This window comes from Rahnella aquatilis CIP 78.65 = ATCC 33071, assembly GCF_000241955.1.
GTDB lineage: Bacteria > Pseudomonadota > Gammaproteobacteria > Enterobacterales > Enterobacteriaceae > Rahnella > Rahnella aquatilis.
Genome location: NC_016818.1, coordinates 805736 through 824296, shown reverse-complemented (window position 1 = coordinate 824296; position 18561 = coordinate 805736). Strand labels below are relative to the sequence as shown.

The 18561-nt window shown below is 52.2% G+C and carries 9 protein-coding genes, 2 tRNA genes and 3 rRNA genes; 6 read left to right on the top strand and 8 right to left on the bottom strand.

The window, feature by feature from the left end; genetic code table 11:
* The first annotated feature begins 10 nt into the window (after positions 1-10).
* Complete coding sequence (gene emrB / locus RAHAQ2_RS03755) at positions 11-1546, top strand: multidrug efflux MFS transporter permease subunit EmrB (RefSeq protein ID WP_015695965.1); 1536 nt, start codon at positions 11-13, stop codon at positions 1544-1546.
* A 76-nt stretch (positions 1547-1622) separates the two neighbouring features.
* Here the strand turns inward: emrB and RAHAQ2_RS03750 are convergent, their stop codons facing one another.
* A complete protein-coding gene (locus RAHAQ2_RS03750; RefSeq protein WP_015695964.1) occupies positions 1623-2726 on the bottom strand; it encodes a tRNA/rRNA methyltransferase in 1104 nt (367 codons plus the stop codon).
* Positions 2727-2970: 244 nt separating this feature from the next.
* Here RAHAQ2_RS03750 and trxC point away from each other — a divergent pair, with 244 nt between their 5' ends.
* The 5 genes from trxC (at position 2971) to pssA (ending at position 8415) form a co-directional block, all read left to right on the top strand.
* A complete protein-coding gene (gene trxC / locus RAHAQ2_RS03745) occupies positions 2971-3390 on the top strand; it encodes a thioredoxin TrxC (protein ID WP_015695963.1) in 420 nt (139 codons plus the stop codon).
* Between the two features lie 128 nt (positions 3391-3518).
* Positions 3519-4223 (top strand): tRNA-uridine aminocarboxypropyltransferase, encoded by a 705-nt coding sequence (locus RAHAQ2_RS03740; protein WP_015695962.1) that lies wholly within the window; start codon positions 3519-3521, stop codon positions 4221-4223.
* 31 nt (positions 4224-4254) lie between these two features.
* A complete protein-coding gene (locus RAHAQ2_RS03735) occupies positions 4255-6975 on the top strand; it encodes a bifunctional acetate--CoA ligase family protein/GNAT family N-acetyltransferase (protein WP_015695961.1) in 2721 nt (906 codons plus the stop codon).
* Positions 6976-7034: 59 nt separating this feature from the next.
* On the top strand, positions 7035-7082 hold the full coding sequence (locus RAHAQ2_RS25900; protein WP_217203873.1) for a hypothetical protein: 48 nt from the start codon (positions 7035-7037) through the stop codon (positions 7080-7082).
* Complete coding sequence (gene pssA / locus RAHAQ2_RS03730) at positions 7063-8415, top strand: CDP-diacylglycerol--serine O-phosphatidyltransferase (RefSeq protein ID WP_238532071.1); 1353 nt, start codon at positions 7063-7065, stop codon at positions 8413-8415. Before RAHAQ2_RS25900 ends, pssA begins: the two co-directional genes overlap by 20 nt.
* A gap of 195 nt (positions 8416-8610) precedes the next feature.
* On the opposite strand, the gene RAHAQ2_RS03725 is transcribed toward pssA, so the two are convergent.
* The 7 genes from RAHAQ2_RS03725 to clpB all read right to left on the bottom strand — a co-directional run bounded on the left by RAHAQ2_RS03725 (position 8611) and on the right by clpB (position 18467).
* Positions 8611-9909 (bottom strand): MFS family transporter, encoded by a 1299-nt coding sequence (locus RAHAQ2_RS03725; RefSeq protein WP_015695959.1) that lies wholly within the window; start codon positions 9907-9909, stop codon positions 8611-8613.
* 228 nt (positions 9910-10137) lie between these two features.
* A 5S ribosomal RNA gene (rrf, locus tag RAHAQ2_RS03720) occupies positions 10138-10253 on the bottom strand.
* Between the two features lie 137 nt (positions 10254-10390).
* Positions 10391-13299: ribosomal RNA gene (locus RAHAQ2_RS03715) — 23S ribosomal RNA — on the bottom strand.
* A 209-nt stretch (positions 13300-13508) separates the two neighbouring features.
* Positions 13509-13584 (bottom strand) — tRNA-Ala (locus RAHAQ2_RS03710).
* Positions 13585-13717: 133 nt separating this feature from the next.
* Positions 13718-13794, bottom strand: a tRNA-Ile gene (locus RAHAQ2_RS03705).
* A 71-nt stretch (positions 13795-13865) separates the two neighbouring features.
* Positions 13866-15408: ribosomal RNA gene (locus RAHAQ2_RS03700) — 16S ribosomal RNA — on the bottom strand.
* Together the 16S, 23S and 5S rRNA genes with 2 tRNA genes alongside form the textbook arrangement of a ribosomal RNA operon.
* Before the next feature lie 485 nt (positions 15409-15893).
* Positions 15894-18467 carry an ATP-dependent chaperone ClpB gene (gene clpB, locus RAHAQ2_RS03695; RefSeq protein ID WP_015695958.1) on the bottom strand — a complete coding sequence of 858 codons (2574 nt, stop codon included), beginning with the start codon at positions 18465-18467 and terminating at the stop codon, positions 15894-15896.
* Between the last annotated feature and the right edge of the window lie 94 nt (positions 18468-18561).

The window sequence follows — 18561 nt, the reverse complement described above, 5'->3', positions numbered from 1 at the left end:
GGAGGCCTCTGTGGCAAATAAACCGCTGGTAGGCGCCCCGCTGGCCTGGATGACGGTGGCTTTGTCTATGGCCACCTTTATGCAGGTGCTGGACTCGACGATCGCCAACGTGGCGATCCCGACCATCGCCGGGAATCTGGGTGCCTCAAACTCACAGGGCACCTGGGTGATTACCTCGTTCGGGGTGGCGAACGCCATCTCGATCCCGATCACCGGCTGGCTGGCAAAACGCATCGGTGAGGTCAAACTGTTCCTGTGGTCCACAGTGCTGTTTGCCCTTGCTTCGTGGTTGTGCGGAATGTCCAACAGTCTGGAAATGCTGATCTTCTTCCGTGTGTTGCAGGGCGTGGTGGCAGGTCCGCTGATCCCATTGTCACAAAGTCTGTTACTGAATAACTATCCGCCGGCCAAGCGAAGTACCGCGCTCGCGCTCTGGTCGATGACGGTGATCGTCGCCCCAATTTGCGGGCCGATCCTCGGCGGGTATATCAGTGATAACTACCACTGGGGTTGGATCTTCTTCATCAATGTACCGATCGGCCTGGCCGTGGTGTTCCTGACGCTCAGAACGCTGAAGGGACGCGAAACCGCCACGCAGATCCGTCCGATCGACAGTGTGGGGTTAGTGCTGCTGGTGCTGGGTATCGGTGCTTTGCAGGTGATGCTTGACCGGGGCAAGGAGCTGGATTGGTTTAACTCGACAGAAATTATCGTGCTGGCGGTCGTGGCGGTGGTCGCGCTCTGTTTCCTTGTGGTCTGGGAACTGACCGACGAGCATCCGATCGTCGATCTGTCACTGTTTAAATCGCGAAACTTCACCATTGGTGTGTTGTGTATCAGTCTGGCCTACATGCTTTATTTCGGCGCCATTGTCTTGCTGCCGCAGCTGTTGCAGGAGGTTTACGGGTATACCGCCACCTGGGCCGGTCTGGCGTCCGCGCCGGTGGGTATTTTGCCGGTACTGATGTCGCCGATTATCGGGCGTTTTGCACATCGTCTGGACATGCGAAAGCTGGTGACCTTCAGCTTTATCATGTATGCCTATTGCTTCTTCTGGCGCGCGTATACGTTCGAACCGGGGATGGATTTTGGCGCGTCCGCCTGGCCACAATTTATTCAGGGCTTTGCGGTGGGTTGCTTCTTCATGCCGCTGACCACCATTATTCTGTCGGGATTACCACCGGAACGGATGGCGGCGGCATCAAGTCTGTCGAACTTTATCCGTACGCTGGCAGGTTCGATTGGTACGTCAATCACCACCACGTTGTGGTCGAACCGTGAATCGCTGCATCACGCCCAGTTAACGGAAAACATCACGCCGTTTAATCCGGCAGCGACGCAGACTTATCAGCAGCTGGAAGGCCTCGGCATGAGCCACCAGCAGGCTTCAGGATGGATAGCGCGGGAGATCACCAATCAGGGATTAATTATCTCTGCCAATGAGATTTTCTGGTTATCCGGTGGCGCATTCCTGGTGTTGCTGATTTTAATCTGGTTCGCCCGACCGCCATTCACCAGTGGCGGCGGTGCGGGGGGCGCGCACTGATTCAGGCAATCCCTGACAGTCAGAAAGCAAAACGGACGCCTTAAGCGTCCGTTTTTTTATGGCTGAAACCGGGCTACTACGCCTGGTTCTGACGCCACCATTCTGCCAGCAAAATACCGGATGCCACGGAAACGTTGAGGCTTTCCACTTTGCCGGTACCGCCGATTGACACGCTCAGGTCGCCCTGCTGCCATGCGCTGTCAGACAAACCATCACTTTCTTCGCCCAGCACCAGTACCATTTTGGCCGGTAACTGTGCTTTGCCCAGCGCTGTACCTTTATGGCTGGAGGTGGTCACGATGGTGTATCCCGCTTTACGGAAAGTTTCCAGCACTTCAAGGAAGTTATCAGCATTGATGGCTTTAACATGCTCCGCGCCGCCTTCAGCGGTACGGACTGCCGCGCCAGATTCCAGCTGAGCCGGATCCTGAACCATCATCCCGTTGATACCAAAATGCGCACAAGAACGCATGATACCACCGAGGTTGTGCGGGTTGCCGACGTTTTCCAGCGCCAGTACGCAGTCTTTCGCCGGAGCCGTTTGCAGATACGTTTCTGCATCCAGACCCTGACGTTTTTTGATCAGGAAGCACACGCCGCCGTGGTGTTCGGTACCGGACGCTTTCGCCAGTTCGTCATCTTCAACCACATGATAAGCTTTGCGGTTCGCCGCCATCCAGCGCAGCGCTTCGCGAAAACGCGGGGTTACGGACTGCACGAACCACGCACGAACGATGGCGTCCGGACGGCTGGCAAACAGTGCCTGACAGGCGTTTTCGCCATACACACGGGTTTCTTCCTGACGCTGACGACGCAGTTGTTCAGGATCGATAAAACTTTTACCGCTGATACCGCCGTGATCCGGAACAGATTCATCTGCCGGCGGACGTGAAACTGTTTTCCACGGCGAAGAGTACGGGCCGTCGTCGTCACGCGCCGGACGACGCGGGCGATCATCACCACGGCGTGGTGCCGGGCCGCGGGAATCGCCACGGGAATCGCTGCTGCGACGCTCATTGCGGCGGGCATCGTCTGGACGGGAACCCTGGCGAGGTTTATCGCCCGGACGTCCTTTATTGTTAGAAGGACGTTTATCGTTATTGCGGTTATCGCCGTCGTCGTCACTGCGGACGTACATCACTTTGACTTTGCCGTTCTTGCCACTGAATGAATCGTTCATTTTTCTCTCCACCTACGCGCAGGGCGCGAAGATTACCTGATGTCTGTGAGCTAAGCCACAGGCTTTGGACCAAAAGCTAAAAACTATCGTAATCATTGAATAAACCACGTTGTTTACGTGACCTATCGACCCCATACTTACAACATATAAGTAACATATCAGCCGTGTTCTTTACCGCTTTTAAGGATAAAACCGGGGTTGTGGTTGATACCATTCTCACGTTAAGCAATGTAGAGGCTATTTTATGAATACGGTTTGTTCATCATGTCAGGCCACCAACCGCCTGCCTGAGGATCGTATCGACGACGGCGCAAAATGCGGTCGTTGCGGTCATGCACTTTTTGAAGGCGATGTGGTTCACGCAACCGCTGCCACGCTGGATAAATACCTGCAGGATGATCTGCCGGTAGTCATCGATTTCTGGGCACCGTGGTGTGGACCTTGCGTTAACTTCGCGCCAATTTTTGAAGACGTTGCACAGGAACGCGCCGGTAAAATCCGCTTCATCAAGGTGAACACCGAAGCTGAACCTGAACTGAGCGCGCGATTCCGTATCCGCAGTATTCCGACCATTATGGTGTTTAATGAAGGCAAAATGGTCGATATGTTGAGTGGGGCAATGCCTAAAGCACCGTTCAACAACTGGCTTAATGAATCATTGTAACGCATAAGCTGCGATAAAGCCCTGCTGAAGGCCCGTCACCGCACGGGCCTTTTTCTGTTCAGAACACAAGCCACTTGCCTGCCACCACCGGGCGATTAGAATAGCCGTTTTCGAAAACCGGAATGCTTATGTCAGACAACGCCGTCCTTCGCCTGCGTGAGCAGCGTTTAGCCCGATCTACCCGCCCTTTTCTTGCACGAGGTTCACGGGCAATACGCTGTCAGACCTGTCTGTTGCCCAAACGCAATTGCATCTGCGCCACACGCGAAATTCATCAGGCCACCAGCCGTTTTTGTCTGGTGATGTTTGACACTGAACCGATGAAACCGAGCAACACCGGTCGCTTGATCGCGGACGTATTACCGGATACGCAGGCGTTTTTGTGGTCACGCACGCAAACCGATCCGGCGCTGCTGGAAGCCATTGCGGATCCGCAACGTCAGGCTTACGTGGTTTTTCCGGCCTCTTTCGCCGAACCACCGCGTCAGGTGTTTACCGAAGTTCCGGCAGACAGCAAACCGCCTTTATTCATTATGCTCGACGGCACGTGGAACGAAGCGCGCAAGATGTTCCGCAAAAGTCCTTATCTGGATAATCTGCCCGTTTTCTCTCTCGATGTGAGCGCCAGCTCCGGCTATATCCTGCGTGAAGCCTCGCGCCCGGAACTGCATTGCACCGTGGAGGTCGCCGCCGCGTTGCTGGAAAAAGCCGGAGATTTCAGCGCCTCAGCGGGCCTCTCGCGCCACTTTACCCATTTCCGCACCCAGTATCTGGCCGGAAAGCCCCATCATCCGGTGCATCAGCTCACAGCAAAGAGTGAAGAAAGCCTCTAGAATCATGGGAACATGATGAATCGGAGATGTTATGAGTCAGCGCGGACTGGAAGCACTATTACGACCAGAATCTATTGCGGTCATCGGCGCCAGCAATAAACCGGGTCGGGCCGGATATCTGATGATGCGCAATCTGCTCGACAGCGGATTCAACGGCCCGGTTTTACCGGTCACACCGGCTTACCGCGCAGTGTGTGGCGTGCTGACCTGGCAGGATGTCGCCAGTTTGCCGATGTCGCCGGATCTCGCCATTCTTTGTACGCATGCTGACCGCAATCTTGAGTTGCTCGAACAACTCGGCGAACGCGGCTGTAAAACCGTGATTGTGCTTTCCTCACAGCCACAACAATTCGCTGAACTCAAAGCCTGCGCCCAGCGCTTTTCGATGCGCCTGCTCGGCCCTAACAGTCTCGGCATTCTCGCACCGTGGCAAAAACTAAACGCCAGCTTTTCGCCGGTGCCCATCCTGCCGGGTAAGCTGGCGTTTATTTCGCAATCGGCTGCGGTCGCCAATACTATTCTGGACTGGGCGCAACAGCGTGCCGTCGGCTTTTCCTATTTCGTGTCGCTGGGCGACAGCCTGGATATTGATGTCGATGACCTGCTGGATTTCCTCGCCCGCGACAGTAAAACCAGCGCCATTCTGCTGTATCTCGAACACATCAGCGATGCGCGGCGTTTTCTTTCCGCCTCGCGCAGTGCATCACGCAATAAACCGATTCTGGTGATCAAAAGTGGTCGCAGCGGACAGGCGCAGCAATTACTCAATAGCCCGCTGAGCCTCGACGCCGCCTATGATGCGGCTATTCAGCGCGCCGGTTTGCTGCGCGTGCAGGATACCCATGAATTGTTTTCCGCCGTCGAAACCCTGAGCCATATGCGGCCTTTGCGGGGTGAACGTTTACTTATCATCAGTAACGGTGCCGCTCCGGCTGCCATGGCGCTGGATCAGTTGCTTGCCCGTAACGGCAAACTGGCGAAACTGACTGATGAAACCTGTAAAACACTGAGTGCCGTTCTGCCTGACAATATCGCCGTCTCGAATCCGCTGGATTTACACGATGACGCCACACCACAACTGTATCAGGCAGTGATGACCGCCTTGCTCGACAGCACCGATTACGATGCGCTGCTGGTGATCCACGCGCCCAGCGCCGCCGCTCATGGCACGGTGACCGCCAGCCATCTTATTGACGCCGTCCAGAAGCATTCACGCGGCAAATACATCACGCTCCTGACCAACTGGTGCGGGGAGTTTTCGTCGCAGGAAGCCCGTAAGCTGTTCACCGAAGCCGGGATCCCGACCTACCGCACGCCGGAAGGCACGGTGACGGCGTTTATGCACATGGTGGAATATCGCCGCAACCAGAAACAGCTGAAAGAAACCCCGGCGCTTCCGGCGGATCTGGAACAAAACACCGATCAGGCGCATCAGTTGATCGCCCGGACGCTGGCGGAAGGCACCACACAACTGGATACGCATGAGGTCCGGGCGATATTGCAGGCGTACGGCATGAATGTGCTGCCGACATGGATTGCCAGCGACAGTGCCGAAGCCGTGAATATCGCCAGTCAGGTGGGTTATCCGGTGGCACTGAAATTGCGCTCCCCGGATATTCCGCATAATTCTGAAGTTCAGGGCGTGATGCTGTATCTGCGTACACCGGCCGAAGTTGAGCAGGCGGCGAATGCCATTTTTGACCGTGCCAGACAGGCATTTCCACACGCAAGGATCCTGGGGTTGCTGGTGCAAACCATGGCCAACCGGCCGGGTTCACAAGAACTGCGCGTAGTCGTCGAACAGGATCCGGTCTTCGGCCCGCTGATCATGCTGGCCGAAGGCGGCACTGACTGGCGACCTGAAAGACAGGCGGCGATTTCGCTGCCCCCGCTGAACATGACGCTGGCGCGTTATCAGGTGGTTCAGGCGCTGAAGAGCGGCAAAATTCGTGGCCGCAATGCCCTGCATCCTCTCGATATTCCGGCGCTGAGTCAGTTGCTGGTGAACGTGTCGAACCTGATTATCGACTGCCCGGAGATCGAACGGCTGGATATCCATCCTCTGCTGATTTCCGGCAGCGAACTCAGCCTGCTCGACGTGTCCATGCAGCTTTGTGCACAGGGAGCAGAGGCTCCATCACGACTGGCGATTCGCCCTTATCCGCGCGAACTGGAAGAGCGCGTTATACTGAAAGACGGATCACCCGCGTTGTTCCGGCCAATCCTTCCGGAAGATGAGCCGCTGCTGAAAGCGTTTATCCTGAAAGTCACTAAGGAAGACCTGTATTACCGCTACTTCAGCGAGATCAATGAGTTCACGCATGAAGATTTAGCGAACATGACGCAGATCGACTATGACCGTGAAATGGCATTCGTCGCCATTCATACTGTGGATGACGAAAGCGAAATTATTGGCGTCACCCGGGCGGTCTCGGATCCTGATAATATTGATGCTGAATTCTCAGTGCTGGTGCGGTCGGATCTGAAAGGCCTGGGGCTAGGAAGGCGACTGCTTGATAAGATGATTCATTATGCGGCAGAGCACGGCCTGCAACGTCTCACAGGCATTACAATGCCCAATAATCGTGGCATGATCACGCTGGCCAGAAAACTGGAATTCGACGTTGATATTCAGATTCAGGACGGCATTGTGAACCTTTCACTGGCACTGGAAAAGACCCGGATTTCGCAGCAGAAAACCGTGAGCCTGCACCGTGAACAGGCAAAAGATGCGCACATGAGACAGGACTAATGGTATTATCCAGCGATTGTGCGGTTACCACTGTCTGCTTGTGCCGCTAAAGCCATTACATGAAGAGAGAAGAAGCGCACTGTGATGTTGTCAAAATTCAAACGTAATAAACATCAACAACACCTTGCTCAACTGCCCAAACTCCCCCAAACGGTTGATGCTGTAAAAACGCTCTACTGTCCTGCAGATTTCCGTAAGACGCTGCTCGAAGCCATTGCCAACGCCACCCAACGGATTTATCTGGTCGCGCTCTATTTAGAGAACGATGATGGTGGTCGTGATGTGCTGTCGGCGCTGTATGCCGCCAGGCAACAACGTCCTGAACTGGAGATTTGTGTGCTGGTTGACTGGCACCGTGCTCAGCGTGGCCGCATTGGCGCGGCAGCCTCAAACACCAATGCTGACTGGTATTGTCGCATGGCAAAAGAGCATCCTGAGCTTTCCGTGCCGGTATACGGCGTTCCGGTTAACACCCGTGAAGCGTTAGGTGTTTTGCATCTCAAGGGCTTTGTTATTGACGATCAGGTGATCTACAGCGGCGCGAGCCTCAATGATGTTTACCTGCATCGTCATGAAAAATACCGCTACGATCGCTATCAGCTGATGACTAACGCCCCGCTGGCAAATGCCATGGCCGACTTTATAAAGAAGTCGATCCTGACCGCTGCTGCCGTACAGCGTCTTGATCGCGAAGATCGTCCAAAAAGCATTGAGATCAAAAACGAAACACGTCAGTTCCGTCAGAACCTGCGCATCAGCGGTTATCATTTCAAAGACAGTGCAGGAAATGATGAACTGGCAGTGACGCCTATCGTCGGTCTGGGCAAACAAAATGAGTTGAACCGGACTATCCATCATCTGATGGCCAGTACGGAGCATAAACTGACGCTATGTACACCTTATTTCAATATGCCGGCCATGCTGGCGAGAAATATCATTCATCTGCTGCGCCGGGGTAAGCAGGTGGAAATTATCGTGGGTGATAAAACCGCGAATGATTTTTATATCCCTCAGGATCAGCCATTCAAAATCATCGGCGCCTTACCGTATTTGTATGAAATTAATCTGCGCCGCTTCCTGAGCCGTTTACAACGCTTCGTTGACAGCGGGCAGCTGATTGTTCGCCTGTGGAAAGACGGCGATAACAGTTACCATCTGAAGGGAATGTGGGTAGATGATCGCTGGCAGTTGATCACGGGTAATAACCTGAATCCACGCGCATGGCGTCTGGATCTCGAGAATGCCATTCTTATCCACGATCCGCATAAAGAACTCGAAGAAGCGCGACATAAAGAGCTGGAAGAAATTCGCCAGCATACGCAGGTTGTCTCGCATTATATGGAACTGGAAAGTATTCCTAATTATCCTGTGAAAGTCCGTAAGCTTATCCGCCGTCTGCGCAGAATACGTATCGACAGATTAATCAGCCGGATCCTGTAATTGGCTATATTGAAAGCCTGATCATTTTGATCGGGCTTTTTTATATGGGGAAGTTCGTTTTATGATACAAAAATTATCTTGGGCACTCAGGCTGCCGGTCATTATTCTGATATCGGGGCGCGGCGAATGCTCGCATTTCACAAATGAGCCGAACACCATTATTAAAAGTGCATCCCTGCACTCTCACAGGGCGAACTACAGCTGAATTTCCTTTCCCCTGCGGTGTAATTTCATCGAAACAATAAATGCAATGAAACACATTACGCAGACATACCAGAAAAACACTTCTTCAATATTCCAGGATTTAAAGGTCAGCGCCACATATTCTGCCGAGCCGCCAAACACAGCATTCGCCACCGCATAAGATAATCCGACACCTAATGCCCTGACTTCCGGCGGGAACATCTCTGCCTTTAATAGCCCGCTGATTGATGTGTAAAAACTGACAATCAGCAGTGCCATAACAATAAGTCCGAAGGCGATATAAGGACTGGAAACAGTTTGTAGAATATACAAAATAGGAATGGTGAAAACAGTCGCCAGGCCGCTGAATATCAGCATAGAACTGCGGCGGCCTATTTTGTCCGACAGTCCGCCAATAATGGGCTGTAAACACATAAAGACAAACAAGGCGACAGTCATTAATGCGCTGGCGGTTTTGGTATCCATTCCGGCAGTATTCACCAGATATTTTTGCATATATGTCGTGAAGGTATAGAACGTCAGAGAGCCTGCCGCCGTAAATCCCAGTACCATCATGAACGCTTTTTTATGCTTCCATAATCCTGAAAGCGTACCTGCATCTTTGTGTTCACGGGTCTGTTTATCAGACGTTTCATTCAGTGAACGACGCAGGAACAAGGCAACGACGGCCAGCACAGCACCCAGTGCAAAGGGAATCCGCCATGCCCAGGATTTGAGTTCATCATTCGAGAAGATTTGCTGCAATACTACCAATACCAGAAGAGCCAGTAATTGGCCGCCGATCAAGGTCACATACTGAAATGAAGCATAAAAACCGCGACGGCCTTTAATCGCCACCTCACTCATATAAGTGGCACTGGTGCCGTATTCACCGCCAACAGAAAGCCCCTGAAACAGGCGGGCGATAAGCAATAAGATTGGTGCCCAGCTGCCTATCGTCGCGTAGGTAGGCAAACAGGCAATGACCAGTGAACCGCAGCACATCATGCAGACCGAGATCATCATTGAATTCTTGCGCCCGTGTTTATCGGCGATATAACCAAATAACCATCCGCCAATAGGACGCATAAAGAAACCGGCAGCAAAAACACCCGCCGTTTGTAATAACTGAGTTGTGCTGTTTCCGCTGGGGAAAAATGAAGAGGCAAAGTAGAGCGAGCAAAAGGAGTAGACGTAGAAATCAAACCATTCCACCAGATTTCCTGAAGACGCCCCCACAATAGCGAAAATACGTTTCTTCTTATCTTGCTGATCGTGATGATCAGGCTGGGATCCCAGAGTATCCATCATATTACTTTCTCCTGGCAGTGCTCACCCGGAATGTGAGGCTGCTACTTATTATTCGATTAGAAATATTGAGTTAAGCAACGAATGAATAAATAAGGGAAATTAATTTGGTTGTTACCTGGAGTTGCGGCGTTTTTTGTGACGCGAAGCGCGATTAAGGTCGTATTAGTCGTCAAATTTTCCATAGCAAAAAGCCCTGTACGTCAGTACAGGGCTTTCCACTTATTTGATGCCTGGCAGTTCCCTACTCTCGCATGGGGAGACCCCACACTACCATCGGCGCTACGGCGTTTCACTTCTGAGTTCGGCATGGGGTCAGGTGGGACCACCGCGCTACTGCCGCCAGGCAAATTCTGTTTCATTCATACCGCGTCGTGTCATAATTTCTCATCACACGCCGCCATACGAACCAATACCGGAACAATTCGCTGAAAATCTACTCTCTCGAGTCTGTCTCTCAAATCAAAAACACCTTCGGTGTTGTAAGGTTAAGCCTCTCGGGTCATTAGTACTGGTTAGCTCAATGCATCGCTGCACTTACACACCCAGCCTATCAACGTCTTAGTCTTAAACGTCCCTTCAGGTGGCTTAAAGCCACAGGGAAGACTCATCTCGAGGCAAGTTTCGCGCTTAGATGCTTTCAGCGCTTATCTTTTCCGCATTTAGCTACCGGGCAATGCCATTGGCATGACAACCCGAACACCAGTGATGCGTCCACTCCGGTCCTCTCGTACTAGGAGCAGCCCCTCTCAATCTTCCAACGCCCACGGCAGATAGGGACCGAACTGTCTCACGACGTTCTAAACCCAGCTCGCGTACCACTTTAAATGGCGAACAGCCATACCCTTGGGACCTACTTCAGCCCCAGGATGTGATGAGCCGACATCGAGGTGCCAAACACCGCCGTCGATATGAACTCTTGGGCGGTATCAGCCTGTTATCCCCGGAGTACCTTTTATCCGTTGAGCGATGGCCCTTCCATTCAGAACCACCGGATCACTATGACCTACTTTCGTACCTGCTCGAGCCGTCACTCTCGCAGTCAAGCTAGCTTATGCCATTGCACTAACCTCACGATGTCCGACCGTGATTAGCTAACCTTCGTGCTCCTCCGTTACTCTTTAGGAGGAGACCGCCCCAGTCAAACTACCCACCAGACACTGTCCTCACCCCGGATTACGGGGCCGAGTTAGAACATCAAACATTAAAGGGTGGTATTTCAAGGTTGGCTCCACGCAGACTGGCGTCCACGCTTCAAAGCCTCCCACCTATCCTACACATCAAGGCTCAATGTTCAGTGTCAAGCTATAGTAAAGGTTCACGGGGTCTTTCCGTCTTGCCGCGGGTACACTGCATCTTCACAGCGAGTTCAATTTCACTGAGTCTCGGGTGGAGACAGCCTGGCCATCATTACGCCATTCGTGCAGGTCGGAACTTACCCGACAAGGAATTTCGCTACCTTAGGACCGTTATAGTTACGGCCGCCGTTTACCGGGGCTTCGATCAAGAGCTTCGCCTTGCGGCTGACCCCATCAATTAACCTTCCGGCACCGGGCAGGCGTCACACCGTATACGTCCACTTTCGTGTTTGCACAGTGCTGTGTTTTTATTAAACAGTTGCAGCCAGCTGGTATCTTCGACTGGCTTCAGCTCCGGGAGCAAGTCCCTTCACCTACGCGCCAGCGTGCCTTCTCCCGAAGTTACGGCACCATTTTGCCTAGTTCCTTCACCCGAGTTCTCTCAAGCGCCTGAGTATTCTCTACCTGACCACCTGTGTCGGTTTGGGGTACGATTTCGTGTTACCTGGAGCTTAGAGGCTTTTCCTGGAAGCATGGCATCAGCTACTTCACCACCGTAGTGGCTCGTTATCACGCCTCAGGGTTGATATGCAACCGGATTTACCAGGTCACACCCCCTACACGCTTGAACCGGGACAACCGTCGCCCGGCCAGCCTAGCCTTCTCCGTCCCCCCTTCGCAGTAACACCAAGTGCAGGAATATTAACCTGCTTCCCATCGACTACGCTTTTCAGCCTCGCCTTAGGGGTCGACTCACCCTGCCCCGATTAACGTTGGACAGGAACCCTTGGTCTTCCGGCGTGCGGGTTTTTCACCCGCATTATCGTTACTTATGTCAGCATTCGCACTTCTGATACCTCCAGCAGACCTCACAGTCCACCTTCGACGGCTTACAGAACGCTCCCCTACCCAACAACGCATAAGCGTCGCTGCCGCAGCTTCGGTGCATGGTTTAGCCCCGTTACATCTTCCGCGCAGGCCGACTCGACCAGTGAGCTATTACGCTTTCTTTAAATGATGGCTGCTTCTAAGCCAACATCCTGGCTGTCTATGCCTTCCCACATCGTTTCCCACTTAACCATGACTTTGGGACCTTAGCTGGCGGTCTGGGTTGTTTCCCTCTTCACGACGGACGTTAGCACCCGCCGTGTGTCTCCCGTGATAACATTCTTCGGTATTCGTAGTTTGCATCGAGTTGGTAAGCCGGGATGGCCCCCTAGTCGAAACAGTGCTCTACCCCCGAAGATGAGTTCACGAGGCGCTACCTAAATAGCTTTCGGGGAGAACCAGCTATCTCCCGGTTTGATTGGCCTTTCACCCCCAGCCACAAGTCATCCGCTAATTTTTCAACATTAGTCGGTTCGGTCCTCCAGTTAGTGTTACCCAACCTTCAACCTGCCCATGGCTAGATCACCGGGTTTCGGGTCTATACCTTGCAACTTGACGCCCAGTTAAGACTCGGTTTCCCTACGGCTCCCCTATTCGGTTAACCTTGCTACAAAATATAAGTCGCTGACCCATTATACAAAAGGTACGCAGTCACCCAACAAAGTAGGCTCCCACTGCTTGTACGTACACGGTTTCAGGTTCTATTTCACTCCCCTCGCCGGGGTTCTTTTCGCCTTTCCCTCACGGTACTGGTTCACTATCGGTCAGTCAGGAGTATTTAGCCTTGGAGGATGGTCCCCCCATATTCAGACAGGATGTCACGTGTCCCGCCCTACTCATCGAACTCACAGCCTGTGCATTTTTGTGTACGGGACTATCACCCTGTACCGTGCGACTTTCCAGACGCTTCCACTAACACACAAACTGATTCAGGTTCTGGGCTCTTCCCCGTTCGCTCGCCGCTACTGGGGGAATCTCGGTTGATTTCTTTTCCTCGGGGTACTTAGATGTTTCAGTTCCCCCGGTTCGCCTCATTACACTATGTATTCATGTAATGATAATGTGCCGGAGCACACTGGGTTTCCCCATTCGGGTATCGTCGGGTATAACGGTTCATATCACCTTACCGACGCTTTTCGCAGATTAGCACGCCCTTCATCGCCTCTGACTGCCTAGGCATCCACCGTGTACGCTTAGTCGCTTAACCTCACAACCCGAAGGTGTTTCCACCGTCGCATTGCGATTATTTGAGAGACTCTGTTACAGACTAATCCACCACTCAGTACTGCTACGGAGAGTGATGTTCAGCTGTAAACTTTCAATTTTCAGCTTGTTCCGGATTGTTAAAGAGCAAAATACTTCGCAGCATACTGTTTCCAATACGCTCTGAAGTATTATTTAGGGGCTGTACGGTAATGGTGGAGCTAAGCGGGATCGAACCGCTGACCTCCTGCGTGCAAGGCAGGCGCTCTCCCAGCTGAGCTATAGCCCCATACAGTCACTTACAGATACCTTAATCACTCATCAGCAAGATGAGTCAGCCAATTTGTTCTCAGGCAAGGCGGAGTTCATACGACGTTTGCAACCGCAAACGAGTGTGACGACAACGCAGCATGAGGACGAATTGGTAGGCCTGAGTGGACTTGAACCACCGACCTCACCCTTATCAGGGGTGCGCTCTAACCACCTGAGCTACAAGCCTATTAAGGTATTTCTGCTCGTTACTTTCTATCAGACAATCTGTGTGGACACTGCACAATGCGTATCTTGAGGTAAGGAGGTGATCCAACCGCAGGTTCCCCTACGGTTACCTTGTTACGACTTCACCCCAGTCATGAATCACAAAGTGGTAAGCGCCCTCCCGAAGGTTAAGCTACCTACTTCTTTTGCAACCCACTCCCATGGTGTGACGGGCGGTGTGTACAAGGCCCGGGAACGTATTCACCGTAGCATTCTGATCTACGATTACTAGCGATTCCGACTTCATGGAGTCGAGTTGCAGACTCCAATCCGGACTACGACATACTTTATGAGGTCCGCTTGCTCTCGCGAGTTCGCTTCTCTTTGTATATGCCATTGTAGCACGTGTGTAGCCCTACTCGTAAGGGCCATGATGACTTGACGTCATCCCCACCTTCCTCCGGTTTATCACCGGCAGTCTCCTTTGAGTTCCCGACATTACTCGCTGGCAACAAAGGATAAGGGTTGCGCTCGTTGCGGGACTTAACCCAACATTTCACAACACGAGCTGACGACAGCCATGCAGCACCTGTCTCACGGTTCCCGAAGGCACTAAGCCATCTCTGGCGAATTCCGTGGATGTCAAGAGTAGGTAAGGTTCTTCGCGTTGCATCGAATTAAACCACATGCTCCACCGCTTGTGCGGGCCCCCGTCAATTCATTTGAGTTTTAACCTTGCGGCCGTACTCCCCAGGCGGTCGACTTAACGCGTTAGCTCCGGAAGCCACGCCTCAAGGGCACAACCTCCAAGTCGACATCGTTTACAGCGTGGACTACCAGGGTATCTAATCCTGTTTGCTCCCCACGCTTTCGCACCTGAGCGTCAGTCTTTGTCCAGGGGGCCGCCTTCGCCACCGGTATTCCTCCAGATCTCTACGCATTTCACCGCTACACCTGGAATTCTACCCCCCTCTACAAGACTCTAGCTTGCCAGTTTCAAATGCAGTTCCCACGTTAAGCGCGGGGATTTCACATCTGACTTAACAAACCGCCTGCGTGCGCTTTACGCCCAGTAATTCCGATTAACGCTTGCACCCTCCGTATTACCGCGGCTGCTGGCACGGAGTTAGCCGGTGCTTCTTCTGCGAGTAACGTCAATCACCACACGTATTAAGTGTGATGCCTTCCTCCTCGCTGAAAGTGCTTTACAACCCTAAGGCCTTCTTCACACACGCGGCATGGCTGCATCAGGCTTGCGCCCATTGTGCAATATTCCCCACTGCTGCCTCCCGTAGGAGTCTGGACCGTGTCTCAGTTCCAGTGTGGCTGGTCATCCTCTCAGACCAGCTAGGGATCGTCGCCTAGGTGAGCCATTACCTCACCTACTAGCTAATCCCATCTGGGCACATCCGATGGCGTGAGGTCCGAAGATCCCCCACTTTGCTCTTTCGAGGTCATGCGGTATTAGCTACCGTTTCCAGTAGTTATCCCCCTCCATCAGGCAGTTTCCCAGACATTACTCACCCGTCCGCCGCTCGCCGGCAAAGTAGCAAGCTACTTCCCGCTGCCGCTCGACTTGCATGTGTTAGGCCTGCCGCCAGCGTTCAATCTGAGCCATGATCAAACTCTTCAATTAAAAGTTCGATTTGCTTCAACAAGTGAAGCGGTGCTCAGAGATTACTTCGTAATAATTCAACTAAATGAATTACTGCTTGGTCACTCTAAGACTTGATATTTTTTGCCACCGAGGTGGCTGATATCGTCTTGTGAGTGCCCACACAGATTGTCTGATAAATTGTTAAAGAGCAGTGAGTTACGCGCTTTCGCTTGCTAACTCGAGGTGGCGTATATTACGCTTTCCTCATTCAGTGTCAACCGTTTATTTTACCCGGTCATCACTGTTTTTAATCTTTCCGACCCGGTCACTTCGTGATGTTGTTCACGTTGTTCCCTGTCGATGGAGCGGCATTATAGGGAGTTCTCAGCAGGCCGCAAGGGCTAATTTCACTTTTCTTACCAAGCGTTCATAAATTCATCAAATGAATTAATAACGAACAAGTAATGCATAAAAAACGGGCTCCGGATGACTCCGGAGCCCGTTTAAGGTTGCTACGTATCTATTTACTGTCTTGCGATGATGTGATCATTTTCCACATCGACAGTAATCGGCTTACCTGGGATCAGCTTACCTGACAAGATTTGCTGCGCCAGCGGGTTCTCAATCTCCTGCTGGATGGCACGTTTCAACGGACGCGCGCCATATACCGGGTCAAATCCGGTATTCCCCAGCAATTCCAGAGCCGCATCGGTCAGGGTGGCTGTGTAGCCATGTTCTTCCAGACGTTTGTACAAACGTTCCAGCTGAATCTTGGCGATATTTTTAATATGCGCATGACCCAGTGGATGGAACACGACCACTTCATCTATACGGTTGATGAATTCCGGACGGAAGCTGTGTGTAACCACTTCCATTACCGATTCTTTCATCTGCGCATAGCTGGCCTCACCGAAGTGCTGCTGAATAATGTCAGAACCCAGGTTAGACGTCATGATGACAACCGTGTTACGGAAGTCGACCGTTCTGCCCTGCCCGTCAGTCAAGCGACCGTCATCCAACACCTGCAATAAGATGTTGAAAACATCCGGGTGCGCCTTTTCCACTTCATCTAATAAGATGACAGAATAAGGACGACGACGGACAGCTTCTGTCAGATAGCCACCTTCCTCATAACCGACATAGCCCGGAGGCGCACCGACCAGACGTGAAACCGAGTGTTTCTCCATAAACTCTGACATATCGATACGAACCATCGCGTCATCACTGTTAAACAGGAATGTCGCCAGCGCTTTACACAGCTCTGTTTTACCCACACCGGTCGGACCGAGGAAAAGGAATGACCCGATCGGACGGTTTGGATCTGACAACCCTGCGCGGCTACGACGAATCGCATTAGATACCGCTTCCACCGCTTCGTTCTGGCCGATTACGCGGTTATGCAGTTCTTCTTCCATGCGCAGCAGTTTTTCACGCTCACTTTCCAGCATCCGGGCAACCGGAATGCCGGTCCAGCGCGCCAGCACATCGGCAATTTCCACATCTGTCACGCGGTTTCGTAACAGCTTCATGGTCTTACCTTCAGCCTGAGTTGCAGCTGCCAGTTGTTTTTCCAGTTCAGGAATTTTCCCGTACTGCAATTCTGACATCCGACCCAGGTCGCCAACACGACGGGCCTGTTCAAGCGTGATCTTAGCCTGCTCCAGTTCGGCTTTAATATTCTGCGTGCCGGTCAGGGAGGCTTTCTCGGCTTTCCATTCTTCTTCCAGCTCAGAATATTCACGCTCTTTCTGGTTCAGTTCGGTTTCCAGCATTTCCAGGCGTTTCACGCTGGCATCATCAGACTCTTTTTTCAGCGCCTGCTGTTCCAGTTTGAGCTGGATAATACGACGTTCGAGACGGTCCAGAGATTCAGGTTTGGAATCCATTTGCATACGAATGCTGGATGCTGCTTCATCGATAAGGTCGATCGCTTTATCCGGTAACTGACGGTCAGAAATATAACGGTGCGACAATGTAGCTGCCGCAACAATTGCCGGGTCAGTAATCTGCACATGGTGATGCAGCTCATAGCGTTCTTTCAGGCCACGCAAAATAGCAATGGTATCTTCAACAGACGGCTCGGCGACAAACACTTTTTGGAAACGTCGCTCTAACGCTGCATCTTTCTCGATAAACTGACGATATTCGTTTAATGTCGTCGCGCCCACACAATGAAGTTCCCCCCGCGCTAATGCCGGTTTAAGCATATTACCGGCATCCATCGCGCCATCGGCTTTACCGGCACCGACCATGGTGTGCAATTCGTCGATAAACAGAATGACATTGCCTTCCTGTTTAGCGAGATCGCTCAGGACACCTTTCAGTCGTTCTTCAAATTCCCCACGGTATTTAGCCCCGGCCACAAGGGCGCCCATATCTAATGAAAGTACGCGTTTATTTTTCAGGCCTTCGGGCACTTCACCATTAATGATGCGCTGTGCCAGTCCTTCCGCAATCGCGGTTTTACCGACACCTGGTTCACCAATCAGAACCGGGTTATTTTTGGTACGACGTTGCAGAACCTGAATGGTCCGGCGAATTTCTTCATCACGACCGATAACCGGATCCAGTTTGCCCTGCTCGGCACGTTCGGTCAGATCGATAGTGAATTTTTTCAATGCCTGACGTTGGTCTTCGGCATTCTGGTCATCCACTTTCTCACCCCCACGCATTTGATCGATAGCCGTTGTGATTTTCTCGGCCGTTGCACCACAGGCTTTTAACAGATCCGTTAAAGAGCCGCGGTCTTTCATCACAGCCAGAACAAACAGTTCTGAAGAGATGAAAGTATCGGCACGTTGTTGTGCCAATTTGTCACAAAGATTTAAAACACGTACCAGCTCATGGGATGGTTGAACATCACCGCCGGTACCTTCAACTTGCGGCAAACGCCCCAAAGCCTGATCAACGTCCGTGCGCAGTTTCTGGGTATCAACCCCAGCCGCTGTTAATAAAGGACGCACGGTTCCGCCTTCCTGAGTGAGCAATGCACTCATCAGGTGAACAGGTTCGATAAATTGATTGTCGCGCCCGAGCGCGAGTGACTGGGCATCCGCGAGGGCAAGCTGGAATTTGCTGGTAAGACGATCCAGACGCATAACACCTCCAATACTGAACAAAATTGCTACTGGAGATTAGATGAGGTCAACCCTCACGTTTTCAAGGTTATCTTGGCAGTATATTCTGAGGACA